Source organism: Corynebacterium sp. NML140438 (genome assembly GCF_001875725.1).
In the GTDB taxonomy this organism is placed as follows: domain Bacteria; phylum Actinomycetota; class Actinomycetes; order Mycobacteriales; family Mycobacteriaceae; genus Corynebacterium.
Genome location: NZ_MLCQ01000017.1, coordinates 300,249 through 325,422 on the forward strand (window position 1 = coordinate 300,249; position 25,174 = coordinate 325,422).

Below are 25,174 nucleotides of genomic sequence, written 5' to 3' on the forward strand. Positions count from 1 at the left end.
TTTTCCACACGTGGACGCTCGACTGGTTCATGTCGCTTACAATAACCCGCACGATTCTACATGTGCGCACGTTACTTCCCAAATCCGGCACGTTTTAATGCATCGGCCATCGAGCCGCGCTGTGCTGCACGGTCAGCACGGCCACCTCGGTCACGCCGTCGGTTGCCTCCTTGGCGCCCCGCGTTCTGCTGCGGCTTCTTCCCGCGAGACGGTGCGCGCTTTTGCGTGCTCCCCGGTTCGTCGTCGAGACGCAACGAGAGGCTAATCCGCTGCCGTTGCACATCCACCTCAAGCACCTTTACCTTCACTACCTCGCCTGAGCGCACAACCTCGTGCGGATCCTTCACAAACGAGTGGCTCATCGCCGAAACGTGCACAAGCCCATCCTGGTGCACACCCACATCGACAAACGCACCGAAGGCTGCGACGTTGGTGACGGTCCCCTCCAGGATCATGCCCGGCTGCAGATCGGATACCTTGTGCACGCCCTCTTTAAACGTGGCCGTCTTAAACTCAGGGCGCGGATCACGCCCCGGCTTCTCTAGCTCGGCGAGAATATCCGTAATGGTCGGAACACCGAAGGTGTCGTCGGCAAAATCTTGCGGCCGCAGCCTGGACAGCACCGAACTGTTACCAACCAGCGCAGCAGTGTCCACCCCGGACTGCTGGGCGATACGCTCCACTACAGGGTACGCCTCGGGGTGCACTGCGGAGCCATCGAGCGGGTTCTCCCCACCCTGAATACGAAGGAAGCCAGCCGACTGCTCGAAAGCCTTCGGCCCAAGGCGTGGCACCTTCTTCAGCTCCTTGCGCGAGGCGAACACTCCGTGCTCGTCGCGGTAGGCAACGATGTTTTTCGCAATTGTCGGCGTCACGCCAGCGACTCGCTCCAGCAGTGGCACCGACGCCGTATTGACGTCCACTCCGACGGAGTTGACCGCGTCCTCTACCACGGCGTCCAGCGACTGTGCGAGCGCCGTCTGGTTGACGTCATGCTGGTACTGCCCCACACCGATCGACTTCGGGTCGACTTTGACCAGTTCCGCGAGCGGATCCTGCAGGCGCCGACCAATCGAGACCGCAGAGCGCAGCGAAACGTCCATGTCTGGAAACTCCTGCGCCGCGATCTCAGAAGCCGAGTAGACCGACGCGCCCGACTCCGACACCACGACGGGCACTGGCCTGCGCCCACCAGCTGCAGCGATCATGTCCGCGACCTCCCGCGCAAGCTTCTCAGTCTCCCGCGACGCCGTTCCGTTACCAATCGCGATGAGCTCCACGCCGTGTTCCGCCACGGTGTTCGCTAGCACTTGCACCGCCTGCTGCCACTGATTCTGCGGTTGGTGCGGGTACACGATTGCAGTCGCGAGCACCTTCCCTGTGCCGTCAACAGTCGCAGTTTTCACACCGTTCCTGTAGCCGGGATCCAGCGCCAGCGTTGCGCGCTGGCCAGCAGGTGCTGCCAGCAACACGTCACGCAAGTTCGTGCTAAAGACATCCAGGGCCGCTTCATCCGCGCGCTCTTTCAGACGCATCCTGGTATCCAGATTTGAAGAAACTTGCAGCTTCGTCTTCCACGCCCACCGCACGGTCTTCGCCAGCCACTGGCTCTGATCGCAGGCAAGGTCGAAGCGGTCCGCGATCATCCCCTCGTACACAGCGTCGTCGCCGGCGTCCAAGTCCAGCGAAAGCACGCCCTCCTGCTCTCCGCGCAACAGCGCCAGGATGCGGTGCGACGGCAACGAGGCGAATGGCTCGCTGAAGTCGAAATAGTCGCGGAACTTCGCCCCCTCGTCTTCTTTTCCTGCGACAGCACTCGAACGCATCGTGCCAGTTTCATACACTTTGTTGCGGACCTCGCCGACGAGGTCGGCGTCGGTGGCAATCGTGTCCACCAGGATCGCGCGGGCGCCCTCGAGCACGGCTTTCGTGTCCGGGAACCCCTCGCACACATAGCTTGCCGCCTCGGCCTCGGGATCGGCGGAGGGGGCGTCGATAAGTGTGTTGACCAGTGGTTCAAGCCCTGCCTCGCGAGCGATGTCCGCCTTAGTCTTCCTGCGTTTCTTGTACGGAAGGTACAGGTCCTCGACGCGCGCCTTCGTGTCCGCACCCAAAATGAGCGCCTTCAGCTCATCAGTGAGTTTGCCTTGCTCCTCAATGGCTTCAATGACCGACGCCTTGCGCTCCTCAAGCTCGAGCAGATACTGGTTGCGCTGCTCGATATGGCGCAACTGCGTGTCATCCAAGCCGCCGGTCGCTTCCTTCCGGTAGCGAGAAATAAACGGGACCGTGTTTCCCTCTGCCAACAGCTGCAACGCAGCCTCAACGTGGCGTGGCGCTACTTGGAGTTCCGATGCAATGGTCTCAGCAATGAACGTCATTCGGGATATTCTAATCGACGCCCACTAGAGCACCAGCTGAGCCAACACAGAGCCCACAAGACACGATGTGAATACACAGATCGCGCCCGGCACGAGGAACGAGTGATTAATCACAAACCTGCCGATCCGCGTAGTTCCTGTCCGGTCGAAACCAATACATGCCAGATCGGAGGGGTAAGTTGGCAAAATCCAGTACCCATACGCTGCACCGTAAAAACCAACCATGACAGCGGGGTCAATACCAAGCGCCAGCCCGATCGGAGCAATAGCCACCAGCGCCGCAGCCTGAGAATTCACCAGTTTCGACACGATCAGCAGGACCAACGCATATGCCCAAGGAGCAGACTCAACAACTGACCCAAGACTTGTCTCTAGTTGGTCGATGTGCACAGCGAAGAACGTATCCGCCATCCAGGCCACGCCAAACACTGAGAAAACAGCTGTCATCCCAGCGCGAAAGACCGGTGTGCTCGCAATCTTTGAATGATCAACATTGCAAGTCAGAAGAATGAGAGCACCCGCGAGCAGCATCACCATTTGGATTGCAAGGTTCATCGAAAGCGGTTTCATATCTCCACTGTCAGTTTCGAAAACTGGCCGTAAACGTTCAACGGCGCCGAGAACGACGACAAAGGCAATCGCACACAAAAAGATCCATACGGAGCGCTTCGAAGACTTGGTGAACTTCTTCCCCAACAGTGAATGACCGGACTCCTTTATTGATGCAGCAAACTCTGGGTCTTGCATCTTTTCCTGAAAAATAGGGTCATCCTCAAGGTCCTTCCCACGCCGCAAAGACCACAGCGCAGCAAGCAATACACCGGAAAGAGACGCAGGAATCGCAACAGACAAAATCTGTGGAATTGAGTACGCCTTGTCAATGACACCGGCGTGCTCTGCAAGAATCGATGCTAACGACACTGTCGCGACCGAAACTGGTGAGGCCGTAATCCCCATTTGAGACGCAGTTGACGAGACCGCCATCGGGCGCTCCGGACGGATACCTTTCTTCAAGGCGATGTCCTCAATAATCGGAAACATGGTGTACACCACGTGCCCAGTACCGCAAAGTACAGTGAGGAACCATGTTGTAAGAGGCGCGAGGATCGTCACGCGTTCGGGATGGGCTCGGAGCAGCTTTTCCGCCTGCTGCATCATCACTTCAAGCCCGCCGGCTTGTTGCAATGTTGACGCACATCCAATCACAGCGATGATCGTCAACATCACGCTCACTGGTGGTTCGCCTGGCGCAATACCAAAGAGAAATACCATGAGCATGAGGCCAATTCCGGAAATCAGCCCTAGCCCAATTCCGCCATACCGTGTCCCGAGGACCAGTGCAGACAGAATTATGAGTATCTGGAGAATGATGGCGAACCCCGAAGTGGGATCCAACACGGACGCGAGCATACTCGCACGCACCTTCCTGTGATAGAGCCATGCGGGCACAACGTTCTGACCCTGCGCTGACCATTAGTAATATCTAAGCAGATTAATATTATCTATATGGTTGCTCGGGATCAGCGCATTTCTTCATGAGCCATATCACTATTAATCTCCCACGAGACGGGTCGTGCCGTACCAGTACGTGCCCCGCGGAAGACCTGCAACCACTGCTTGTGTTGCGGCCTCCAGCTCGAGCGCAGTGCGGCCGCGCACCTCGAGCCTGCACAACGACTCGAGCGGTGGGTGCCCTTCCTTCAGCAAATAATCGGTCTCCAGGATCGATTCGTCCTCGCAGTGCGGCCCGATCAGCTCCAGGCTGATTTCGGGATCGCGGTAGCCAGCTTTACGCAGCGCCCGAGCCAACGACTTTCGCGCTTTCGGCCAGCGCTTCTCGTCGACGAGGACCTGCATCGCCGTCACGACGTTACGAGCGTGCAGGGCAAATACATCGTCGTCATCAAGCTCAGCAGCTTCCAACAGCTCCGGGCGCACCCGCTGTGTACGCAGCAGCGAGGCATCACGCCGGTAGCGCTCGACCTTCGCGTGGTCCCCGGAAAAAAGGACCTCAGGGGCATCGATTCCCCGCCATGTACGGGGCTTCGTGTAGCTCGGTCCTTCGAGGAGCCCGTCGGAGAAGCTATCATCCTCGTGGCTCTGCGTATTGCCCAGCACCCCGGGAATCAAACGGGTGACGGCTTCTGCGATCACCAACGTGGCCACTTCCCCACCGATGAGCACGTAGTCCCCGATTGAGACCTCGCGTACCCGGTAGCGCTGCTGCGCATCGACAAAGACACGCTGGTCGATCCCCTCGTAGCGGCCACAGGCAAACACGATGTGGGACTCGCGGGACCACGCCTGCGCGTCCTGCTGCGTAAACGGTGTACCCGCCGGGGTGGGCACAATCAGCAACGGTTGCTCCGCGTCCTCGCCTTCGCGTACATCGCCGACCTCGTACGGCCGCGGCGCCACGGAGTTGACCTCATCATGGCGGGCCTTGTCATTGCGGTGCGGGGCTGCGGAGTCTAACCCCTCACCTTCGTGGCCGTCGGCCACGGCATCGAGAGCCTCACCCCACACGTCCGGGCGCATCACCATGCCCGGCCCGCCGCCAAGCGGAGGGGCGTCGACAGACCTGTGCACACCGATGCCCCACTGGCGAAGGTCATGCACCCCGACACTCACGATCCCCTGCTCAATCGCCTTGCCAAGCAGCGCATGCCGCAACGGCTCGAGGTACTCGGGGAAGATAGTGACAACGTCGAGCCTCAGCGTGTGCTTAGACATCGAGCAATCCCTCTGGCGGAGTGATGGACAGGAAACCCGCCCCCAGATCTACCTCGGGCACGATATCGCTCACGAAGGGCACCAGCACCTCACGGCCGTCGTAATCGACCTCCAGAATCTGACGTCCCGGCGTGTGCATCACGCCTGCGACCTGCCCGATCTCCTCCCCATCAAGGCGCACTTTCAGGCCAATCAGCTCGTGATCATAGAACTCATCAGGGTCAGCGTCCTCGGCGCGCTCGAGCGGCGCCGCGAAGAACTTCAGCCCCCGTAGTCCTTCGGCGGCGGTGCGGTCCGGGATCTCCTCGAAGCTCAGCAGCAGCCGCCCTTTGTGTGGGCGAGCCGTCGCCACGGTCAGTACAACTTCTTTCCCGGTCTGTGTACCGCGCAGCGTACTGCCCGCCGCGAAGCGGACCTCGGGTTGGTCGGTGTGCACTTCCACCGCGACCTCACCCCTAATGCCATGGGTCTTCACAACCCGACCAATGAGTAGCTCCATGCTCATTTACCCTACTTTTCAACGCCAACTTCGCAAAGAAAAACGGCACGCCCCTGACCACACGGATCGGGAACGTGCCGTAGCGAGGCTCGGATTAGTCCTCGGACTCCTCAGCTGCGGACTCCTCTTCAGCGGACTCTGCAGCCTCAGCAGCTGCAGCTGCCTCCGCCTCTGCGGCGGCCTTGGCCTCAGCCTCTTCCTTCGCCTTCTTGCGCTTCTCGGTGATCGCCTCAGCGGTCGGGCCGTTGTTGGCTTCCTCGAGCGCCTTGTTGAACAGGTCAAGCTTGGATGGCTTCTCCTCAGCAACCTTGAGGGTGCCTTCAGCACCGTCGAGGCCCTTGTACTTCTGCCAGTCGCCAGTGACCTTCAACAGAGCGAGCACTGGCTCGGTCGGCTGCGCACCAACGCCGAGCCAGTACTGAGCACGCTCGGAGTCGATCTTGATGAGGGAAGGCTCCTGCTTCGGGTGGTAGATACCGATGTTCTCGACAACCTTGCCGTCGCGACGAGCCTTTGCGTCCGCGATAACAACACGGTACTGCGCGTTGCGGATCTTACCGACGCGCTGCAGCTTAATCTTTACAGCCATGAAAATCTTCCTTTACGGTCACCGGGCAGTGCAGACACCCGCCAACACGATAGGCGGGCCGGTTCAACCCTTCTTCTTTACCCTGCGCGTGACTGGTTGGGCGACATCGCACAATCCTGTGCGTGACGGGTCCAACGCGAACGCAGTTTGGTCCTGTTCAAAACCTGCATATGCAGATAATCAACCTGAAAAAGGTTACCGCATAGCGCCTTATTCCCCAAACGAGATGCGCCATCGGGGCAGATAGTTACCATCTGCCTGCCCATTGCGGGTATCGTCTCTTCAGTTGCCCGTCAAAAAACAGCATGAAGCGTTCTGAGGGCGCGAACCAATCTGAGAGTACACGAGGTTTTTCAGCATGCCTGCACCGAGCACGAAGCGCTCATCCGCATACCGCGTCGACCTTGACGGGCTTCGAGGCTTTGCTATCGCACTAGTCGTCCTATTCCATGTCTACGTCGGTCGGGTCTCGGGCGGCGTAGACGTCTTCTTGCTTCTGTCTGGATACTTCTTCCTCGGCGGCCAGATCCGCTACGCGATGCGCCCGAACCCCAGCCTCAATCCGTGGTGGCCGCTGTGGCGTACTATTCGACGCCTCGTCCCAGCCCTCGCGCTCACGGTCCTGGCAACCATGCTTGGCGTGATGCTGCTCGCCCCAGAGCTGATGGGTGTGGAGCTCTCCAAACAGTTCACGGCCTCCATGCTGTACTACCAGAACTGGGAACTCATCGCTCAGGATGCAGACTACGCAGCAGCAAGCCAGGACACTTCCCCCTTGCAGCACCTGTGGTCGATGAGTGTGCAGGGCCAGTTCTATGTCTTCGCCATTTTGTTGGGCACGTTGCTAGCTTTCCTGATTTGGAAGTGCAAGGTTCCGACGGTCATCGCCAAGCGTGGCGCGATCACGCTGCTCGCAATTATCACCGTTGCTTCGTTCACGTACGCTGCGCGTTTCGGTTTTGTCGGCACTGGCCAGAACTACTACTCCACGTTCTCCCGCGCATGGGAGCTTGCGCTCGGCGGGTTATTGGCGTTCATACCGACGAGCCGCTTCCTTCCGCAGCGCACGGCCGCCTGGACCGCGGGCCTCGGCGTCCTGATGATTTCGATTACCGGCATCGTAGTGACCACTTCGCTCGCGTTCCCAGGCCCGATCACACTACTACCGCTGACGGGTGCTGCACTGATCGTGATGAGCGGCAACCAGAACGCGGTCTCGAATATTTTGGCGTCAAAGCCGATGACGTGGCTGGGCAGCATCGCCTACTCCCTCTATCTCTGGCACTGGCCACTGCTGATCATTGTTACCCTCGCTGGTGGGTTCGGGACTCCCCCGTGGTGGGTGGGCACCCTCGTCATCGCGGTCTCGCTCGGGCTCGCGCATATTACTCACCTGCTGGTGGAAGACCCACTGCGCCAGCACCGCAAGCGCCCACAGTCCACTGACACCCCAATTGTCGACGCCCGCACGACTCTACGCACCCGAATCGGCATCGGTCGCGCAACCGGTGGCGTGCTGGTCTCCGCGCTCGTCGCCACGATCTTTGCAATTCAGCCGCTTTGGAACCAGCGCATCGAAGACGCCGACCGCGACCTGCCAGAGGACCTCTACCCGGGCGCCCTCGCCCTGGCAGGCGCTGATGTCCCCGACGTCAAACCGCAGCCCGATCCGGCCCTCATTGCGGGTATCTTTCCACCCATCGGTGTTGATGAGTGCATGATCATGATCCCGGACCCGGCAACCGACATGCCGCGGCCCGACTGCCAGTACGGCGACCCCGAGTCCGACGTCACCGTGGTGATGACCGGCGGGTCGCACATCGAGCCGTACATCGTGCCCCTCGACAAGCTCGGGAAAGAGCACCATTTCCGGGTCGTTCCGTACGTGCGCCAGGAGTGCCCGATTGTCATCGGCGGTGCCGACAGGGACGAGTTCGTCAGCGACGTGTGTGCACAGTGGTCGGAACTCGCATTCCAGAACATCGTCGAGATGGACCCGGACTTGGTGATTTCAAACTCCACACGTCCCGAGGGGCATGCAGGCGGTGCGGCGTTTTCGACGGACAAGGTCCCCGACGCGTACGCAAACCTCTGGCAGAACTTCGCCTACTACGGCATCCCGTTCGTGGGCTTACGCGATAACCCTTGGATGTTCACCCCGGAGGGCGATCCAATGGACCCAAACCTGTGCATCGTCGCGGGCGCCTCCGAGCGCGATTGTTCGGCGCTGCGCAGTACAGTCTACGGGCCTGAGGACCCAGCAGCCGCATACCTCTTGCCAGAGAACCACCAGTGGTCTATCGATACTGCTGATTGGTTCTGTGATGACAAGTTCTGCCCGCCGCAGCGCGGCAACGTCTACATCTACCGCGACCAGAACCACATCTCGAACGCCTACGCGGCAACACTTACTCCGCTGCTGTGGGCCGAACTGATGCCAATCTTCGAGGAGTTAGGCCTGCTCCCGGGGCCCGATACGAACCCAACCCCGAGCGTAGACATGGACGCACCCGCTACCCAGTAGCGCGTCAGCGCCATAGCAAAGGGATAGCAAAGGGCCGGTACGGAATACCCGTACCGGCCCTCAAATGTTTTTCTGGCTACTTCTTCTTACCCATGCGCTTCATTGCCTCACCGAAGTCGAGGTTGTTCAGGTCAAGCCCTTCCATACCTGGAGGCAGCTGTTCCTGCATCTTCTGCAGATCCTCCATTCCAGGCATTCCCGGCATGCCGCCCATGCCAGGCATTTGTGGCATCCCCGGCATCTTCGGTCCTCCGCCACGGCGCTTCGCGGGCTTGCGCTTCCCGTTCTTGCCCCTGCGCCCCTTCGGCTTCTTCTTTGTCGCTGAGCGGCCACCACCCATGCCGGGCATACCCGGCAGTCCGAACTGGTTGGCCATCGCGCCCATCATCTTTTTCGCTTCGAAGAAGCGCTCAACGAGCTGGTTCACGTCGGACACCTTCACACCAGAACCTGCCGCAATGCGCTTCCTGCGCGACGCGTTGAGGATCTTCGGGTTCGCGCGCTCCTCGGGCGTCATACCGCGGATGATGGCCTGGATGCGGTCGAGCTGCTTCTCATCGACCATGTCCGCCATCTGGTTCATCTGCTTGCCGCCGGGCATCATCTTTAGCAGGTTGCCGATGGGCCCCATGCGGCGGATCATCAGCATCTGGTTCAGGAAGTCTTCGAGCGTGAGCTCACCAGTTCCTAGGCGGCTTGCGGCTTCCTCGGCTTCTTTTTGGTCGAAGACGGTTTCTGCGTGCTCAATAAGCGAGAGCAGGTCGCCCATGCCGAGGATGCGGCTCGACATGCGCTCGGGGTGGAAGACGTCAAAGTCGTCGAGCTTCTCACCAGTGGAGGCAAACAGGATTGGTTTGCCGGTGACTTCGCGGATGGACAGTGCTGCACCGCCACGGGCGTCACCGTCGAGCTTGGTCAACACGACGCCGGTAAAGTCCACGCCGTCTGCGAAAGCCTGCGCTGTAGTGACCGCGTCCTGGCCGATCATCGCATCGATCACGAACAGGACTTCATCCGGCTGAACTGCGTCGCGAATGTTGCGGGCTTGCGTCATCAACGTTTCATCGATACCCAATCGACCAGCGGTATCGATGATGACCACGTCGTGCTTGTTCTGCTTCGCGTGCTCAATACCTGCCTGCGCAACAGCGACTGGGTCGCCGTGGGAAGTGCCCATCTCGTGCTCAAACGAATCGATGGAGGTGCCGGGGTCGGGCGCGAACGTCGCTACCTCGGCGCGCTTACCGACGATCTGGAGCTGCTGCACCGCGCCCGGACGCTGAAGGTCACACGCCACCAGCAACGGGGTGTGCCCCTGCTTCGCCAAGTGGCGGGAGAGCTTACCTGCAAGGGTGGTCTTACCGGCGCCCTGCAGACCTGCCAGCATAATGACAGTCGGCGGGGTCTTCGCGAAGTTGAGGCGCCGCGTCTCCCCACCCAAAATGGCGGTGAGTTCCTGGTCGACAATCTTGACTACTTGCTGCGCCGGGTTGAGTGCCTCTGAAACATCCGAGCCTAAAGCGCGCTCTTTTACGCGCTTAATGAAGGCGCGTACGACGGTCAGCGAGACGTCGGCCTCCAGCAGCGCGATCCGAATCTCACGTGCTGTGGCATTAATGTCAGCCTCAGTGAGCTTGCCCTTGCCGCGCAAACCTCCAAGCGCTGATTGTAAGCGGTCAGACAGTGACTCGAACACAGTACGTTGCTCCCTTAATTCGTTCTTCGGTATTGGGACAGAATGCACCTAGCCTAGCGCCTTTCCGCCCAACTGTTCACATCACGCCAGGCTATCCCAATAGAGCGTCCACGAAGCTCTCGACCTCAAACGGCGCAAGGTCGTCAGCTCCCTCGCCAAGACCGACAAGCTTCACCGGCACGCCAAGTTCCTCCTGTACCTGGAAGACGATGCCCCCTTTTGCAGTGCCGTCAAGCTTCGTCAGCACCACACCTGTGATATCGACGACCTCGCGGAACACTCGCGCCTGCGCGATGCCGTTCTGCCCCACCGTTGCGTCCAGCACCAGGAGCACCTCGTCGACCGTGGACTTCTTTTCGACGACCCGCTTCACCTTTCCCAGCTGGTCCATCAAACCAGTCGAGGTATGCAGACGCCCAGCAGTATCGACGAGCACGACGTCCGCGCCTTCCTGCACGCCGGTCGCCACGGCGTCGAACGCGACAGAGGCGGGGTCTGCGCCCTCTGCACCACGCACAGTAGAGGCTCCTACTCGACGCCCCCACGTCTCGAGCTGGTCCGCCGCCGCCGCGCGGAATGTATCCGCCGCGCCGAGCACCACAGAGTGGCCCATAGCGACGAGTACGCGTGCAAGCTTGCCCGTCGTGGTGGTCTTACCCGTGCCGTTGACACCGACTACCAGGATCACAGCTGGTTTGCCTTCATTCGGCATGGCGTGGATCGAGCGATCAAGGTCTGGCTTCGCGGCCTCGACGAGGGTCTCTCGCAGCATTGCGCGCGCCTCCGCTTCCGACGCCACGCCTCGCTCGGCGATCTTTTGTCGCAGCGCGTCGGTAATACGCATGGTCAAGTCTGCGCCGATATCCGCCATGATGAGCGTGTCTTCGATTTCTTCCCATGCGTCTTCGTCGAGGTCGCCCGCAGTAAGAATACCGAGCAGCCCTTGGCCGATTGCGTTCTGGGAGCGCGACAGGCGCCCACGCAGCTTGCCCATCCGGCCCGCGGCTGGCGCGATCGCCTCTACAGGTTCGGAGGACGCTGGCTCGCTGACTATTGCGTCCTCGGTCGGTTCGGCGCCGTCCACGAGCGCACGCTCTGCCCCACCGACGGTTACCGCCGCTGCATCGGCAGCCTCTTGTGCCTCTTCGATGTCTTGCTCTTCCACGTCCTCGTCGACCGTAGGTTCTGTAGGCGTCGGCGTCTGTGGTTCTTCCGCCGCCAGCGTCGGTTCCGGTTCCACGACCGGTTCAGACTTCTCAGCCTGTGTCTCCTCTACAACCGGCTCCGGCACAGGTGCAGGCGGTGTGGGTTCTGGAGCGGAGGGGGCGTCGACAAGCGGGACTGGCTCCTTCTCTTTCGACCCTGCTTGGGCAAAATTAAAACTGCCTTTGGCCTGGTAATTCCCCGACTTTTCCTGCTGGGTCAGCTCCTTCGGCTCCGCCGGCTTTTCGAAGGAAACTGACTTTGCTGATTTTCGTTTCTTACCAACGATTATGATGCCCGCGATGAGAATCACGAGCACCGCAATCGAGATTACGATCAATTCCGTATACGTCGTCATGGCTTCCATAGTGCCAAAGGTCCCCACAATCTGTAGAAAATAACCCCTTTTCCCCAGCGACATGGTTGAATAAGGTTTATGAATACTCCCCCATTTTTGCAAAACTTGCCAAAAGACGTCGCGCACTGGATCCTCCCAGTCATTACGACCGCCATCTCCTTAGCCGTCGGGCTCGGCATCATTGCCTCAAGCGGTTCTCTTGGAAGCTCGAAGGTGGACGTACCAAGCGTCGGCACTGACGCTCCGAAAGAAGCAGTACCCGCAACTGGCGAGGCTCTCGCTACCGCGCTGAATACAACGTGGGCACCAATTCCGGTACGCGACGGAGCTACCGTGACCTTCATCAAAGGCGCTCAGGGATACACGATTGGCGGAGGACCATGCAACGGATACGGAGTCGGCTTCACCATCGATGAAGCAACCGGAGCGGTCTCAACGTTTACGGTCCCAACCACAAAGAAGGCCTGCAAATCCGAAGACATAATTTGGGAGAAAACCACCAGCGACTTGCTGAAGCAGACAACTAGCTTAAAGGTGTTCGGCCAGGATAAGCTCTTCGCAGCTGGCCCTGAGGGAACTCTGGAGCTTGTCATAAAGAATTAGCCTCACGCAACTACTTGTTATGCGTCCGGATCGGAGTTAGGAGCTGACCCCGCCGGGCGCATTCTTTGTGAAAGCACCCTTGTGACACCATCGCCGCGCATTGTGACGCCGTAGAGCACGTTTGCCACATTCATAGTCGGTTTCTGGTGCGTAATCACAATGAGCTGCGAGTCCTGGCGCAGCTCCTCGAGCAGCGCAATGAGTCGGCGCAAGTTCACGTCATCGAGGGCTGCTTCCACCTCGTCCAACACGTAGAAGGGGCTCGGACGTGCGCGGAAAATCGCCACCAAGAACGCCAACGCCGTCAGGGACTTCTCCCCACCAGACAGCAGGGACAGCCTCTTGACGCGCTTGCCCGGCGGTCGTGCCTCAATCTCGATGCCGGTGAGCAGCATGTCATCCGGCTCTGTCAGGACGAGGCGCGCTTCCCCGCCCGGAAACAGCGTGTGGAACACGCGCGGAAACTCAGCTTCCACGTCATGCCATGCGTCAGTGAAGAGTTGCAGGATGTGGGCGTCGACATCCTCGATGACGTCGAGTAGGTCCTTGCGCGCCTGAATGACGTCGGCGAGTTGGGTTGAAAGGAACGTGTAGCGCTCCTCGAGTGCCTTGAACTCCTCGAGGGCCAGGGGGTTGACCTTGCCCAAGGACCGCAAATCCTTTTCAGCCTGCCGTAAGCGCTGGGTCTCAACGGCGTCGTCAAAGTCCTGCCCCGGCGTGTAATTCGCAAGCAAGTCATCGACCGAAATTCCAAGCGACTCAACGATCTTCTGCTGAGCTTCCTCGAGACGGACCTTCGCCTGCGACCTCGCAATATCTGCAGCGTGTGCCCGGTCGCTCAGCCGATTCAACTGTTGACGAGCTGCGCTGACCTGTGCCCGCTCCTGTTGAATCTTGGCCTGCAACGTAGCTAGCGTGCGCTGCAACTCATCGCGCTGCGCAGTAGCCCGCTCCAACGCATCCTGAACACGCGAAATCAGCGCCTCAGTGTGCTCCTTCACCGCGCCAGCAAGCAGGGCCTGGGCTCGGCGACGCGCCACTGCCGCCTCATGCCTCGCCTTCGCCTGGCGTTCGTTTTCCGCCTGGCGCCGCAGTGCACCCCCCTTCCCAGCGATCGCCTGCGCTCGCTGCTGCGTCTCACGCGCGGCGAGGACAGCCTCCAACTCGAGCGCCTTCGCCTGTGTCAAGCGCTGGGATGCCGCGTCACGTGCCTCGGGCGAGGGACTTTCCTCCGCAGGGGTCTCATCGATACGAGAGAGGCGGTCCTGGGTCTCTCGCAGCTGTTCCTGGCGCTGAGTCAGGCGTTGCTCGGCGTCCTCAAGCTGCTGCGCCGAACGAGCGCGTTCCTTCTCCGCGTTGCCCGCCTGTGCTTCCAAGCGCTGGTACTCGCGCTGCCACGACGCGACCACCGTGTCGTGCTCGCGCAGCGCTGCCTTCGCAGCCGCTACATTGACCCGCGCGTCTTCGACCGCAAGCTGGGCGCCCTCAAACGTGCCGGAGAGCTCCGATAACGCATGCTCGGCGGCGTGCAGATCGTGCTGCGCGGCTTCGACCTGCGCGCTGATCTCGACGGTCGAAGCATTCGCGATGCCTACCGACATCCAACCTTCACCGAACAGCGCCCCCTCTCGCGTTACGGCACGCAGCCTTGGGTCAGCCTTTACGACGTCCACGCCCTCGCGCGGCGTTGCTACCACAACAACGTCGGCCAACAGGCGCGCTACCGGCCCCGCCACCGAATCATCGACCTCAAGGTGGTCAAGGAGCCAGTCGTGGTCTCCATCGGTCTTAACCCTCCACAGCGCGCCGCCAACTGCCTCAACAACGCTGGTACGTTCAGCAGCCTGCAGCTGCTCCACAACGCTGAGGTCTCGTTCACCGACGAGCGCTTCGCTGAAGCCGCCGAGCGCGGCGGCCAGCGCAGCTGCCAGTTCCGTGGGAGCTTTCACCAGCGACGCAAGCGCGTGATAACCCCCAAGCGTCTCCTCCGCGTTCTGCGTTGGCATCTGGCTTTGGAGCGTCTCAATCTTCGACTGCAGCGCAAAGACTGCTCGTTCGTGCTCACGCTGTTGCGTTTGTAGTTCCTGGAAGCGCCGTTCAGCAGAGGCAAACTCTGAGTCTGTCTGCTCGTACTCCTGCATGAGCGGATCTCGCTGTGCTTCGAGCTCAGCAATCTTCTCCGCTACTTCCTCAGCTTCGCCGCGCGCACTATGCGCCCGCTCGCTAGCAAGCGAGAGCTGCTCCTCAAGCCGGGTAGCCTCCTGCTCACCGCCAAGCACCGCCTGCTGGTGTGCTTCCTCCTGCGCGACGAGGCGCACAACGCCCTCACGGCGGTCCGCCACCGCCTGGATCTGCGCAAGGTGTTCGCGCTCCGCGTCATCGAACGCAGCCTGCAATTCCGCCACGTCTTCTCGAACGACCTCGAGGCGCCCGGCAGCCTCCTCAGCGGCTTCAACAGCAGCCTCATACTCCTCGTCCGCTGCCGCTGCTTGCTCGAGGAGCTCCTCGGGGTCCTGCCCGTGGTATGCGGTTTGCGTGTTGAGGTTGTGCGCTCGCTCCTGGGCAATCCGCAGCGTCGCGTTCGCCCGTTCCTCGAGCGAAGACAGCGCGAACCAGGTCTCCTGGGACTCCTGTGCGCGAGGCTGTACCTCACGCTGCTCTTCTTCGAGCTGCGCGTATTGTTCTTCGGCGTTCTCAAGCGTCGCGGTCACGGTCGCGACCTGCTCTTCGAGCAGCTCCGCACTCTCATCGCTCTGCACATATGCAGACTGCAACGTGACGACCTGGTGGCCGGCGAGGCGGAGCCGGGCGTCGCGAAGCGTGGCTTGCACCGTCGCGGCGCGCTTCGCTGCTTCTGCTTGGCGCTCCAACGGTTTGAGCTGCTTACCCAACTCATCAGTCAAGTCCTGCAGCCTATCAACGTTCCCCTGCATCGACTGCAGCTTGCGCTGCGCCTTCTCTTTACGACGTCGGTGCTTCAGCACGCCGGCGGCTTCCTCAATGAACGCGCGGCGCTCTTCTGGGCGCGACTCCAGAATCTCCGACAGCTTGCCCTGCCCAACGATGATGTGCATCTCGCGGCCGATACCGGAGTCCGACAACAGCTCCTGAATATCCATCAGGCGGGCCTTCGTCCCGTTGATCTCGTACTCGGACGCACCATCGCGGAACATGCGCCGCGTGATCGCGACCTCCGTGAAATCGACAGGAAGGTGCTTATCGCTGTTATCGAACGTGAGCGTGACCTCCGCGCGCCCCAGCGGCTTGCGGTCCCCCGCCCCGGCAAAGATGACATCCTGCATCTTCCCGCCGCGCAGATTCTTCGCGCCTTGCTCCCCCATCACCCAGGCAAGCGCGTCGACAACATTCGATTTACCCGAGCCGTTCGGCCCGACAACAGCGCAAATGCCGGGCTCGAACTTCATCGTCGTCGACGAAGCGAAGGACTTAAAGCCCTTCAGCGTCAACGATTTCAAATGCATTGTGGTGAGTTTACCGTTCGTTGAAGCCTTCCGCCCCACGAGGCTCGCCGTATTGCGCGATGACCGTGTCCACGCGGCCCGGTCGCTGTTGTGACGACGGTTGCTCCTCCAGCAGCCGTCTCAGTTTCTCGACGGCCCCTTCGTCGCCTTCCGCGACTACTTCAACGCGGCCGTCGACAAGATTCTTCGCATACCCCCGCAGGCCGAGCTCCAAGGCCCGGCAGCGGGTCCACCAGCGGAACCCGACGCCTTGCACGTGACCGTGTACAAATGCGGTCATACGGATTGTAGCCATCGGTTACTTCAGACCGCCCTGCTCGTTCTTTTCGCCTTCGGCGCGGGCCTCGGATGCGGTGATGCGGTCCTCCAGACTGCGGCGTGTGACCGGGTCAGAGCCGTCCCAGAACTCAATGTTTTTCACCTCAGGCATCATGTCGCGATGGAAGACCGGGTCGATGCCGTGGACGCGCTGCTCGTTGTAGTTCTTGAGCAGCTTGATGGCGACGCCGGCGAGCGGGACGATCGCGATGATGTTGATGATGGCCATGGTGCCCGCCATTGTGTCGCCAAGCGACCAGACCAGCGGGATCGAGCCGAACGCTCCGAAGAACACGAAGACGATGACACCGCAGCGGAATACATTGAGCACCGCCTTGGAGTCCGAGAGGTACTCAATATTCGCCTGCGCAAGGTAGTAGTTACCGATCACTGACGAGAACGCCAGGAAGAAGAGGATGAACGTGATGAAGTGTGTGCCCCACGCACCCACCGTTGACGCCAACGCGGACTGCGTCAACGATGCTCCCTGGACGTCATCCAGACCGTAGCTGATCTCTGGGCCCAGCAGCACGATGAACGCGGTAATCGAGCACACGACGAGGGTGTCGAAGTACACGCCGAGCGTCTGCACCAGCCCCTGTTTCACCGGGTGCGACACCGTCGCTGTAGCCGCTGCGTTCGGAGCGGAACCCTGGCCGGCCTCGTTCGAGAACAGACCACGGCGCATGCCCCAGACGAACGCCATCCCCAGCGTCGCACCACCAACCTGTTTCAGACCCAGGGCGTGGCCGACGATCAGCGCGATCATCCCTGGAACTTCCTGAATGTTCAGAATGACGACCAGCAGGCCAACCAGAATGTACGCAACCGCCATGAAAGGAACGATGACCTGCGTGAAGCTCGCGATACGGGTCACACCACCGAAGATGATGGCCGAAGTCAGCGCAGCAATGACCACAGCCACAATCAGCTTCAGCGTCGTCGAGTCGGAGCCAACCGAACCGCCGACGGCCTCAACGATGGAGTTCGTCTGAATCGCGTTGTACACGAAGCCATAGGTGAACGAGAGCGCAACGGCGAAGATCACTGCGAGCGGGCGCCAGCCGAGTCCTCGCGTCATGTAGTAAGCAGGGCCACCGTGGTAGTTGCCGTTTTCGTCCTTCGTCTTCCACAGCTGTGCCAGCGTGGACTCAACGAACGCCGTAGCGCCACCGACAATCGCGATCATCCACATCCAGAAGACTGCGCCAGGCCCGCCGACCGAAATCGCGAGAGCGACACCGGCGATGTTGCCCGTGCCCACACGAGAAGCGGCGGAGATGGTGAACGCCTTGAACGCAGAAATACCGCCGTACTCTTCATCCAAATCGCGTCCGTCGCGGTCCTTGCCCTTCGGGGTCTCCGTGACCGCCTTGAACATTTCTGGAAGCAGCCGGACCTGTACGAACAAGGTACGTAGTCCGAAATAGACACCCGCAGCAAGCAGGAGCCAGGGGACAATGTCCCAGATAATGCCGTTGAGAGTTCCGTCAATGAACTCGGTTGCTTTTTCCATGCGGAGAATCCTAGTCGCTATGACAGGATTATTCGCGATTTTACGTAGGATTCTGGCATGTTGGGCAGTAGTAACTCGACCGCTGGTTCACGACCGTCTTCGCGATAGCGTCCCCACAACGGGCACAAGGTTCCCCCGCGCGCCCGTAGGCATTCAATGAGCGAGCAAAGTACCCCGATGCACCGTTCACGTTCACGTTCACGTAAAGGGAGTCGAAGCTCGTTCCTCCTTGGGCGAGCGCGCGCTCCATGACGGCACGTGATGCTTCGAGAAGATCAACCGCAGTTTCCTGACTGAGCGTATTCGCCGGCTGCCAGGGCGCGACTCGCGCGGCCCACATCGCCTCGTCAGCGTAGATGGAACCGATGCCACTGACCACGGATTGGTTCAGCAACACCGTCTTCACTGCCGATCGTTTCCGCCGCATCAACGCAGCTGTTGCCCCAACGTCGAAGTCTTCCTCGAAGGGATCCATCGCGATGTGGCGTGCGCGCTCCGGAATGCCATCGACGAGCTGACAGTATTGCCACGATCCGAACGTGCGCTGATCTACGAAGACAAGCTCAACGTCGCCCATCCTGGCGCGAATCCGCGCGTGCGGGCTATCCACGCTGCCCGGCGCGCCGACGAGCATCTGACCGCTCATCCGAAGGTGTACTAGGAGACAGGCTCCGTCGGAGAGGGTGAGCCAGAGGTATTTGCCGCGACGCCCGGTACCCGTGACTCGAAGTCCAGGCAGGATCGCTGTGAGGTCGACGGTGTTGTCCCTGACCGCTCTGGAGTGCGCAATGTCAATGCGGTCGAAGGTCCTGCCAACGATGTGCTCGTCGAGCCCTCGGCGAACGACCTCGACTTCGGGCAGTTCAGGCATGGGCTACGCCTTGTCGTGGTGCTGTTGTTCGAGGACGAGCGCCTCCGGGTGCTCCTGGAAGAACGCGACGGCTTCTCGCGCGGCTTCTTGCTCGGCGAGCTTCTTATTGCGTGCTACCCCTCGCCCACGGTTTTCTCCAAGGATCATGGCATAGGACGTGAATTCGAGATTGTGCTCGGGCCCTTCGGAGGTGGTGACATACTCGACCATCGGTATACCGCGTTCGGCAAGGCGTTCCTGGAGCACCGTCTTCCAGTCTTGCCTGTGACCGTGTGCCGTCGCGTTGTGGAGCTTTTCGTGGAAGAGCTTGAGGATGACGTCGCGGGCGGTTTCGAATCCGTACTGCCGGTAGATCGCCCCAAAAAGTGCCTCGGTTGTATCGGCGAGGATGGACTCTTTTTCTCTACCACCAGTGTGCAGCTCTCCTTTGCCGAGCAGCACGTACTTCCCAAGGCCAATCCCTCGTGCGACATCGGCCAGGCCATAGCGCGACACGATTGACGCGCGCATCGGGGAAAGCACCGACTCGGAGCTGGAGGGGTAAATCTCGAAGAGTTTCGTCGCTACGGTCAGGCCGAGCACTGCGTCGCCGAGAAACTCGAGGCGCTCGTTGTTGGGAAGGTAGTCGTGCTCGTTTGCGAAGGAACGGTGCGTTAACGCTAAACGCAGTAGCTCTTCGTCAAGGTCGACACCCAGCCACTCAAGCAGCGGAGCGTGGTCAACCTCGTCAAACGCTTTCTTCCATGATTCTTCTCCGCTGACGCGGTGCTTCTTCGACCGCCGACTCATAGGAACTTCTCCAGACCTGCCCAGCGTGGATCGACCGCGTCAGTTGCTTCGCCGCTGATGCCGTCTGGTGCTGGGACATCGCTGTCCTCTGGGCACGCGGGCTGGCAAGTCGGGTTGAACGGTAGGGTCAGGCCCGCCTCATCGACGAATGCCTGCTCGAGGTCAACCGTTTCATCTTCAATGCGCATAATTTCGTCGCCGGATCCTGCGTCTTCCTCGACTTCTTCATCCCCATCGATGAAGTCGTCGCCATTGGAAAACACCTGTGAAACTCGTAGCGTTTCGGTCGGCTGCAGTGTGCGAAGGCAGCGCACGCACTGCCCTTCCAGTACGGCGGTCGCGGTGGCGTCAACCATCACACCAGAGCCAAGTGGAGTCACCGTGGCGTCGACTGCCACTTCTTGTCCTTCGGGGATTGCGATCATCTCCGGCCCGATGCGCGATGGAGCCGGACCCACATTATGGACGACCACCGGCATGCCGTCGCCATGCAGGGCGTCAGCAACTTGAATAATGAAAGGATTTGTAGCCATAGCAACCCAAACTCTACATCGGTTTCATTCCGGAAGTGCTACCCGGTTTACTTGTGCGCGTTCCTAGTGCTCGCCGTAGTCATATCGCTCGGAGCGCTGGTGCGCACCTGATACGCCTGCGCCACGACGGAGCGCCGAACGGTCCTTGGAGACTGTTCGAAGCACCGAGGAAAGCGATTCCTCGAACTCGGCAAGCTTCGAATCCACGAACTCATCGCACTCCCCGCGCAGGCGCGAGGACTCGGCGTGCGCCTGCTCTACCAGGCGGTGCGCCTCTTCGTCTGCGCGACGCATGACCTCCGCCTCGGACACAAGGTGCTCCTGCTGCGCGAGGCCCTCGTCGATCGAACGCTGGTATTCCTTCTGACCATTTTCAATCAGGCGCTGTGCCTCTTCCTGGGCCCGCGCGACGGTGGCTTCCGCGTCCTCCCTGGCACGGCTGACCATGTCACGGGAGTCCTCTTCGGCATTGGTGACCAGCATGGTGGCGTGGGATTGGGCGTCGTCAATCATTTCCTGTGACTGCGCGTTTGCCTCGTCCATGATGTGCTTCGCGTCCGCGTTCGCCTGGGCAACCAGATCGTCTGCACGCTCCTGCGCACCGTGCAAAATAGCGTCCTGCCGGTCAAGAACATCTTGCGCGTCATCCATCTCATTCGGGATCGCGTCACGAATATCGTCTAACAGTGCAAGTGCCTCGTTGCGTGGCACGAAGCATGTGCTTGACATCGGCATGCCGTAGGCCTGCTCAACGATCTGGACGAGTTCATCAAGAGCTTCAAAAACGCGATACATGACGGTTATCGTACCCGAGAACCACAGCACTGAGTGCGCAACACAACGGAAGGGATGCACTACACTTTGCGCTCATGGATGAAGCATTGCGCACCCCGACAACTGTGACCATCGCACCCGATGCCTTCAAAGGCACGGCGTCTACTGAGCAGGCCGCAACCTGGATCGCCGAGGGCGTCCGCGAGATATTAAAGGACGCAACCATCAAACTCGCACCGATGGCCGACGGCGGCGAAGGAACCTCCGAACTGTTCAAAGGTGAGCGCATCACCCTGCCCACCACGGATGCCGCCGGACGCCTCACTGAAGCCAGCTACACCTACGATGCGGCCTCCACGACGGCGTTTATCGACGTCGCCGCCGCCTCTGGGCTGCCCGCGGTAGCCGATGCTCCCGTCCCGTTGACCGGCGACACCTACGGCACGGGCGTGCTCATCGCCGACGCGCAAACCCGAGGCGCAACCCGCATCGTCCTCGGCCTGGGCGGCTCGGCAACCACTGATGGTGGCACCGGCATCCTCGTAGCCCTCGGCGCCAACCCCGTTGATGCACAGGGCTACCAGCTCAAACCCGGCGGAGGTGACCTCGAGCGCATCGCAGACCTCGACACTGCGAAGGCCAACATTCCCGCGGGCGCGCTCGACTGGGTGCTGCTCACCGATGTCGACTCCCCCGCAACCGGCCCAGCGGGATCCGCCGCTGTGTTCGGTCCTCAAAAGGGCGCCACAGAAGAAGACGTTGCCAAGCTCGACCGCGGTCTTGCCAAGCTGTGCGAGGTAGCAGGCCTCGACCCCGCTACACCAGCATTCGGGGCAGCGGGAGGCACCGCTATCGGCATCACCTGGCTCTCCACACTCCTCCACGGAGACGACAGCCACGTCACCATCACCCCTGGTGCGCCAGCCATCGCCAACGCCAGTGGACTCTCGGATCTCATCGCGCAGTCCAGCCTGGTCATCACCGGAGAAGGACGTTTCGACGCCCAGACCGCCACCGGCAAGGTTGCACACACTGTCAGCCAACTGGCCGCCGACGCAGGTGCCGTCTGCGCCATCGTCGCGGGCAGCTTCGACGCTGAGCCCGCGGGAGGAACCATCGCGGTGCCCCTAGAAAATATCGCGGACACCAGCGAACAGCTCCGCCGCGCGGGACGCGAAGCCGCGATTCGCTACTTGAACACCTCGACGGTCCAGGGGTAAAGCGCGGGCGTCTCGAACTGGTCTTGCTGCTCGAGCGCCACAGGGTCTGCCGGAAGCTGCGCCCGGGGAGCTAGGATCCGCGACAGACCCATCGCCAGACTGTTGAGGCTCCTCGCGCCCTCAACTTCAATGTCGTAACGCTGGATCGCAGCACCGTCCTCCTCGGCGGACACCTGCCTATCCTGCAGGTAGGTTGACTCCAGTTCCGAAACGACGTCCCCTGGCAACGCCACGTGCGGGGTGTGCACGACGCTTCCCGTTGTGAGCTTTTCGCGCCGCACCAAAATATCAAGCGCGCGTTGGTATGCCTCCGCCAACTGCGTTGCCGACGTATCTGGAGCAAGCACGTGGAACTGAATGATCGCCATGACGAACAGGCTAATACACCGGGGAGTACCCTAGCAGGTATGACTTTTCCAGTGCATTCGTATCGCGACGCCCTGACCACCATGGCCGACGGAACGATCAAGCAGGTCAACCCGTTTTCTGGTACCGAAGTCTGGACAGTCCCAGGCCGCGGAAACCGGCCTCTTTCCCGCCCGACCGGCACCCCGCACCCACTGAGCGAGTCAGACTTCCACGAGCACTGCAACTTCTGCGATGCCCACCAGCTGCGCACCCCGCCCGAGAAATCGCGCATGGTGCGTACTCCTGACGGCTGGGAAATCCGGCGCAATTCCATGCCCGAAGAGCTCGACACCACCACTGCCGAGTTCCGGCGCGTCCCTAACCTCTTCGAAATCGTCTCCTACGACTACTGGGCAAAAAACTACGGCTACACCATGTCGAAGTCGCAGCAGGAACACATGGACCGCTACCTGGCAAACCCTGCTGGCAAAGCACACGTACTGGACATCGTGCGCACCCGCCTCAAAGCCTCCGGGGAGAACCCCGACCGCGACGAAGCATCGCTTCTGGAGATCGCGCCCGCGTACTTCGGTGGCGGCCACGACGTCATTATTTCTCGACGCCACTTCGTCGACGGCGCCACTGACGATACCCAACTGGCAAGCTCAGGCACCCTGACCGAAGACGAACACGATGCCTTCTTCAGGTTCACCGTCGATTCCCTCCACGACCTCGTCGTCAAGAATCCTTACTCTCCGTATGTCGTGGTTTTTCAAAACTGGCTTGCACCGGCTGGTGCCTCCTTTGACCACCTGCACAAACAGCTCGTCACTGTCGACGCGCGTGGCGTGCAAGCAGAGATGGAAATCGCCAAGCTACGGCAGAACATCAACATGTACAACGAATGGGGCCTGAATTACGCGTTCTATCACAACCTGGTCATCGCGGAGAACGATTACGCCATCGCTATTGCAGGCATTGGGCACCGCTACCCCACCGTGTCTATCTACTCGAAGTCCGCGACCTGTGCCCCCTGGGAACAGTCGGAGGCGGAGGTACGCGGAATGTCCGACCTCGTGCACGCCATCCATGCAGCGATGGGACCTGACGTTGCGTGCAACGAGGAGTGGCACTACCGACCGGTGGACTTGGACTTTCCCATGCCATGGAGAGTGAACATTAAGTGGCGTATTTCGACGCTCGCCGGCTTCGAGGGCGGCACCAAAATCTACGTCAATACGCTTTCCCCGTTTGATATTCGCGACAAAATGGTAAATAAACTCTACCGGCTGCGCGACACGGGAACTGTGACAAAGTCACTGCGTATCGCCACTGAATGCGCTCCGTCACGCAACTCGTTACTCTATAACCCAGTCCTTTAATCAAAAGTTGTTTATACCTTCCTCACAAAAGACTGGTATTACTTAATGGTGATGGTAGTTACGCAAGCACGTGCGCAGTGACGCACAGAGGGACGCACATGAGCAACATCAACGATATTCTCAACAGTTACGTCGTTGACGAATCGTGGCAGCGTGCATTCTACGAATTCATGCACACCACGCCCGAGCTGTCGATGCAAGAAGAGGAAACGCACGAGCGACTCCTCGCCGAGCTCGCACAGTTCGACTGCGAGGTCGTTGCACCCCTCGGAGGCTACGGAATCTGCGCGATCTTTCGCAACGGTGACGGGCCTTCCGTACTGTTCCGTGCCGACTTCGATGGACTCCCAGTTACGGAAGCCACCGAAGTTCCATACGCTTCAAAAAAGAAAGTGCGTCTTAAAGACGGCACTAGCGTCGGCACCATGCATGCTTGCGGCCACGACATGCACACCACCGCACTTCTCAGCATGTGCAGCTTTATGGACAACACCCGCCGTACATGGCGCGGAACGTTCATCGCGCTGTTCCAGCCAGGAGAAGAGCTGGGGGTAGGGGCAGAAGCGATGGTCAACGACGGACTTCTTGAGCGCATTCCGCGCCCGGATGTCTGCTTTGGCCAACATGTAATGCCCGGACCTGCGGGAACCGTGATGTCAAAGGCGGGTCCCCAGTTCGCGGCATGTGACTCCATCAGGATTACAATTCCGGGGCGCAGTGCGCACGGCTCGATGCCGCACAACGCCATCGACCCAACGTTTACGGCCGCGATGATCATCGCCCGTTTGCAAGGGCTCGTTGGCCGGGAAGTTGATCCTTCTGACTTTGCAGTTGTCACCGTTGCTAGCCTGCACGCTGGAACAACGAACAACATTATTCCGGACTCTGCGGAGCTCGTACTCAACTGCCGCTTTTATCAAAATAAGACGAAAGCGCAGATGTATGCCTCCATCGAGCGGGTAGTTCGCGCAGAGGTGCAAGCATCGGGAGCCACTGAGGCGCCAACGTTCGAGTATTTCGCTCACGGCGAGCTCATGAGCAACGACGCCGAGGTGTACGCCAAGGTCCGCCAGTCTTTCGACGCCGTCTTCAAGGATTCATCTGCTGACGCCGCTCGGAAAACAGTTTCGGAGGACTTTCCAGTTATTCCTTTAGCGTTCGGCGTGCCGTACTTCTACTGGCTTATCGGATGTACTCCGAAAGCGCAGTGGGAGAAGGCCGTCGCGGCAAACAGGGTTGCGGAAGATATCCCCGTCAACCACATGCCGACCTTCTTGCCGGACTACGCCCCAACGGTGAAGGCAGCTACCAACGCCGGACTCACGGCGGTTTTGACGTATCTTGCTCAGCCGTAA

The 25,174-nt window shown here is 60.4% G+C and carries 20 protein-coding genes; 5 read left to right on the forward strand and 15 right to left on the reverse strand.

The window, feature by feature from the left end:
* Positions 1–71: 71 nt before the first annotated feature.
* The 5 genes from BJP08_RS04485 to rpsP form a co-directional block, all read right to left on the reverse strand.
* A complete protein-coding gene (locus BJP08_RS04485; RefSeq protein WP_071568449.1) occupies positions 72–2,381 on the reverse strand; it encodes a Tex family protein in 2,310 nt (769 codons plus the stop codon).
* A gap of 24 nt (positions 2,382–2,405) precedes the next feature.
* Positions 2,406–3,791, reverse strand: a complete 1,386-nt coding sequence (locus tag BJP08_RS04490; RefSeq protein WP_071568450.1) for an anaerobic C4-dicarboxylate transporter — start codon at positions 3,789–3,791, stop codon at positions 2,406–2,408.
* Positions 3,792–3,932: 141 nt separating this feature from the next.
* Positions 3,933–5,114: a tRNA (guanosine(37)-N1)-methyltransferase TrmD gene (gene trmD / locus BJP08_RS04495; protein WP_071568451.1), complete on the reverse strand. Its 1,182-nt coding sequence runs from the start codon at positions 5,112–5,114 to the stop codon at positions 3,933–3,935.
* Positions 5,107–5,619 carry a ribosome maturation factor RimM gene (rimM, locus tag BJP08_RS04500; RefSeq protein ID WP_071568452.1) on the reverse strand — a complete coding sequence of 171 codons (513 nt, stop codon included), beginning with the start codon at positions 5,617–5,619 and terminating at the stop codon, positions 5,107–5,109. The genes trmD and rimM overlap by 8 nt, the downstream gene beginning before the upstream one ends.
* A gap of 88 nt (positions 5,620–5,707) precedes the next feature.
* Positions 5,708–6,202: a 30S ribosomal protein S16 gene (rpsP, locus tag BJP08_RS04505; RefSeq protein ID WP_071568453.1), complete on the reverse strand. Its 495-nt coding sequence runs from the start codon at positions 6,200–6,202 to the stop codon at positions 5,708–5,710.
* A 358-nt stretch (positions 6,203–6,560) separates the two neighbouring features.
* Between rpsP and BJP08_RS04510 the strand changes: the two genes are divergently transcribed.
* On the forward strand, positions 6,561–8,726 hold the full coding sequence (locus BJP08_RS04510) for an acyltransferase family protein (protein ID WP_071568454.1): 2,166 nt from the start codon (positions 6,561–6,563) through the stop codon (positions 8,724–8,726).
* A 76-nt stretch (positions 8,727–8,802) separates the two neighbouring features.
* Here the strand turns inward: BJP08_RS04510 and ffh are convergent, their stop codons facing one another.
* Both ffh and ftsY read right to left on the reverse strand, forming a co-directional pair.
* Complete coding sequence (gene ffh / locus BJP08_RS04515) at positions 8,803–10,422, reverse strand: signal recognition particle protein (RefSeq protein ID WP_083428403.1); 1,620 nt, start codon at positions 10,420–10,422, stop codon at positions 8,803–8,805.
* Between the two features lie 91 nt (positions 10,423–10,513).
* Complete coding sequence (ftsY, locus tag BJP08_RS04520; protein ID WP_071568455.1) at positions 10,514–11,992, reverse strand: signal recognition particle-docking protein FtsY; 1,479 nt, start codon at positions 11,990–11,992, stop codon at positions 10,514–10,516.
* 69 nt (positions 11,993–12,061) lie between these two features.
* Between ftsY and BJP08_RS04525 the strand changes: the two genes are divergently transcribed.
* Positions 12,062–12,586, forward strand: coding sequence for an META domain-containing protein (locus tag BJP08_RS04525; protein WP_083428404.1), 525 nt, complete (start codon positions 12,062–12,064; stop codon positions 12,584–12,586).
* A gap of 17 nt (positions 12,587–12,603) precedes the next feature.
* Here BJP08_RS04525 and smc read toward each other — a convergent pair whose 3' ends face one another.
* The 7 genes from smc to BJP08_RS04560 all read right to left on the reverse strand — a co-directional run bounded on the left by smc (position 12,604) and on the right by BJP08_RS04560 (position 20,890).
* Positions 12,604–16,068 (reverse strand): chromosome segregation protein SMC, encoded by a 3,465-nt coding sequence (gene smc, locus BJP08_RS04530; RefSeq protein WP_071568457.1) that lies wholly within the window; start codon positions 16,066–16,068, stop codon positions 12,604–12,606.
* Positions 16,069–16,078: 10 nt separating this feature from the next.
* On the reverse strand, positions 16,079–16,363 hold the full coding sequence (locus BJP08_RS04535; protein WP_071568458.1) for an acylphosphatase: 285 nt from the start codon (positions 16,361–16,363) through the stop codon (positions 16,079–16,081).
* Between the two features lie 3 nt (positions 16,364–16,366).
* Entirely contained in the window at positions 16,367–17,902 is a 1,536-nt protein-coding gene (locus BJP08_RS04540; protein ID WP_071568459.1) for a sodium:alanine symporter family protein, read from the reverse strand.
* A 40-nt stretch (positions 17,903–17,942) separates the two neighbouring features.
* Positions 17,943–18,773 carry a bifunctional DNA-formamidopyrimidine glycosylase/DNA-(apurinic or apyrimidinic site) lyase gene (mutM, locus tag BJP08_RS04545; RefSeq protein WP_071568460.1) on the reverse strand — a complete coding sequence of 277 codons (831 nt, stop codon included), beginning with the start codon at positions 18,771–18,773 and terminating at the stop codon, positions 17,943–17,945.
* A gap of 3 nt (positions 18,774–18,776) precedes the next feature.
* The gene (gene rnc / locus BJP08_RS04550) at positions 18,777–19,562 is read right to left on the reverse strand and encodes a ribonuclease III (RefSeq protein ID WP_071568461.1); all 786 of its coding nucleotides are present in this window, start codon (positions 19,560–19,562) and stop codon (positions 18,777–18,779) included.
* Positions 19,559–20,095: a DUF177 domain-containing protein gene (locus BJP08_RS04555; RefSeq protein WP_071568462.1), complete on the reverse strand. Its 537-nt coding sequence runs from the start codon at positions 20,093–20,095 to the stop codon at positions 19,559–19,561. The genes rnc and BJP08_RS04555 overlap by 4 nt, the downstream gene beginning before the upstream one ends.
* 63 nt (positions 20,096–20,158) lie before the next feature.
* Positions 20,159–20,890: a DivIVA domain-containing protein gene (locus BJP08_RS04560; RefSeq protein WP_071568463.1), complete on the reverse strand. Its 732-nt coding sequence runs from the start codon at positions 20,888–20,890 to the stop codon at positions 20,159–20,161.
* A 74-nt stretch (positions 20,891–20,964) separates the two neighbouring features.
* Here BJP08_RS04560 and BJP08_RS04565 point away from each other — a divergent pair, with 74 nt between their 5' ends.
* Positions 20,965–22,089: a glycerate kinase gene (locus BJP08_RS04565; protein ID WP_177221708.1), complete on the forward strand. Its 1,125-nt coding sequence runs from the start codon at positions 20,965–20,967 to the stop codon at positions 22,087–22,089.
* Here BJP08_RS04565 and BJP08_RS04570 read toward each other — a convergent pair.
* Positions 22,059–22,457, reverse strand: coding sequence for a hypothetical protein (locus tag BJP08_RS04570; protein WP_071568464.1), 399 nt, complete (start codon positions 22,455–22,457; stop codon positions 22,059–22,061). The genes BJP08_RS04565 and BJP08_RS04570 overlap by 31 nt on opposite strands.
* Positions 22,458–22,496: 39 nt before the next feature.
* Here BJP08_RS04570 and BJP08_RS04575 point away from each other — a divergent pair, with 39 nt between their 5' ends.
* Positions 22,497–23,819 carry a DUF4921 family protein gene (locus BJP08_RS04575; RefSeq protein ID WP_177221709.1) on the forward strand — a complete coding sequence of 441 codons (1,323 nt, stop codon included), beginning with the start codon at positions 22,497–22,499 and terminating at the stop codon, positions 23,817–23,819.
* Between the two features lie 98 nt (positions 23,820–23,917).
* Positions 23,918–25,174 carry an amidohydrolase gene (locus tag BJP08_RS04580; protein WP_071568465.1) on the forward strand — a complete coding sequence of 419 codons (1,257 nt, stop codon included), beginning with the start codon at positions 23,918–23,920 and terminating at the stop codon, positions 25,172–25,174.

What these genes read in the sequence shown, in the direction of transcription:
- BJP08_RS04485 (WP_071568449.1), bottom strand. Translation starts at nt 2,381, where the DNA reads ATGACGTTCATTGCTGAGACCATTGCATCGGAACTCCAAGTAGCGCCA.
- BJP08_RS04490 (WP_071568450.1), bottom strand. Translation starts at nt 3,791, where the DNA reads ATGCTCGCGTCCGTGTTGGATCCCACTTCGGGGTTCGCCATCATTCTC.
- trmD (WP_071568451.1), bottom strand. Translation starts at nt 5,114, where the DNA reads ATGTCTAAGCACACGCTGAGGCTCGACGTTGTCACTATCTTCCCCGAG.
- rimM (WP_071568452.1), bottom strand. Translation starts at nt 5,619, where the DNA reads ATGAGCATGGAGCTACTCATTGGTCGGGTTGTGAAGACCCATGGCATT.
- rpsP (WP_071568453.1), bottom strand. Translation starts at nt 6,202, where the DNA reads ATGGCTGTAAAGATTAAGCTGCAGCGCGTCGGTAAGATCCGCAACGCG.
- BJP08_RS04510 (WP_071568454.1), top strand. Translation starts at nt 6,561, where the DNA reads ATGCCTGCACCGAGCACGAAGCGCTCATCCGCATACCGCGTCGACCTT.
- ftsY (WP_071568455.1), bottom strand. Translation starts at nt 11,992, where the DNA reads ATGGAAGCCATGACGACGTATACGGAATTGATCGTAATCTCGATTGCG.
- BJP08_RS04525 (WP_083428404.1), top strand. Translation starts at nt 12,062, where the DNA reads ATGAATACTCCCCCATTTTTGCAAAACTTGCCAAAAGACGTCGCGCAC.
- smc (WP_071568457.1), bottom strand. Translation starts at nt 16,068, where the DNA reads ATGCATTTGAAATCGTTGACGCTGAAGGGCTTTAAGTCCTTCGCTTCG.
- BJP08_RS04535 (WP_071568458.1), bottom strand. Translation starts at nt 16,363, where the DNA reads ATGGCTACAATCCGTATGACCGCATTTGTACACGGTCACGTGCAAGGC.
- BJP08_RS04540 (WP_071568459.1), bottom strand. Translation starts at nt 17,902, where the DNA reads ATGGAAAAAGCAACCGAGTTCATTGACGGAACTCTCAACGGCATTATC.
- mutM (WP_071568460.1), bottom strand. Translation starts at nt 18,773, where the DNA reads ATGCCTGAACTGCCCGAAGTCGAGGTCGTTCGCCGAGGGCTCGACGAG.
- rnc (WP_071568461.1), bottom strand. Translation starts at nt 19,562, where the DNA reads ATGAGTCGGCGGTCGAAGAAGCACCGCGTCAGCGGAGAAGAATCATGG.
- BJP08_RS04555 (WP_071568462.1), bottom strand. Translation starts at nt 20,095, where the DNA reads ATGGCTACAAATCCTTTCATTATTCAAGTTGCTGACGCCCTGCATGGC.
- BJP08_RS04560 (WP_071568463.1), bottom strand. Translation starts at nt 20,890, where the DNA reads ATGTATCGCGTTTTTGAAGCTCTTGATGAACTCGTCCAGATCGTTGAG.
- BJP08_RS04565 (WP_177221708.1), top strand. Translation starts at nt 20,965, where the DNA reads ATGGATGAAGCATTGCGCACCCCGACAACTGTGACCATCGCACCCGAT.
- BJP08_RS04570 (WP_071568464.1), bottom strand. Translation starts at nt 22,457, where the DNA reads ATGGCGATCATTCAGTTCCACGTGCTTGCTCCAGATACGTCGGCAACG.
- BJP08_RS04575 (WP_177221709.1), top strand. Translation starts at nt 22,497, where the DNA reads ATGACTTTTCCAGTGCATTCGTATCGCGACGCCCTGACCACCATGGCC.
- BJP08_RS04580 (WP_071568465.1), top strand. Translation starts at nt 23,918, where the DNA reads ATGAGCAACATCAACGATATTCTCAACAGTTACGTCGTTGACGAATCG.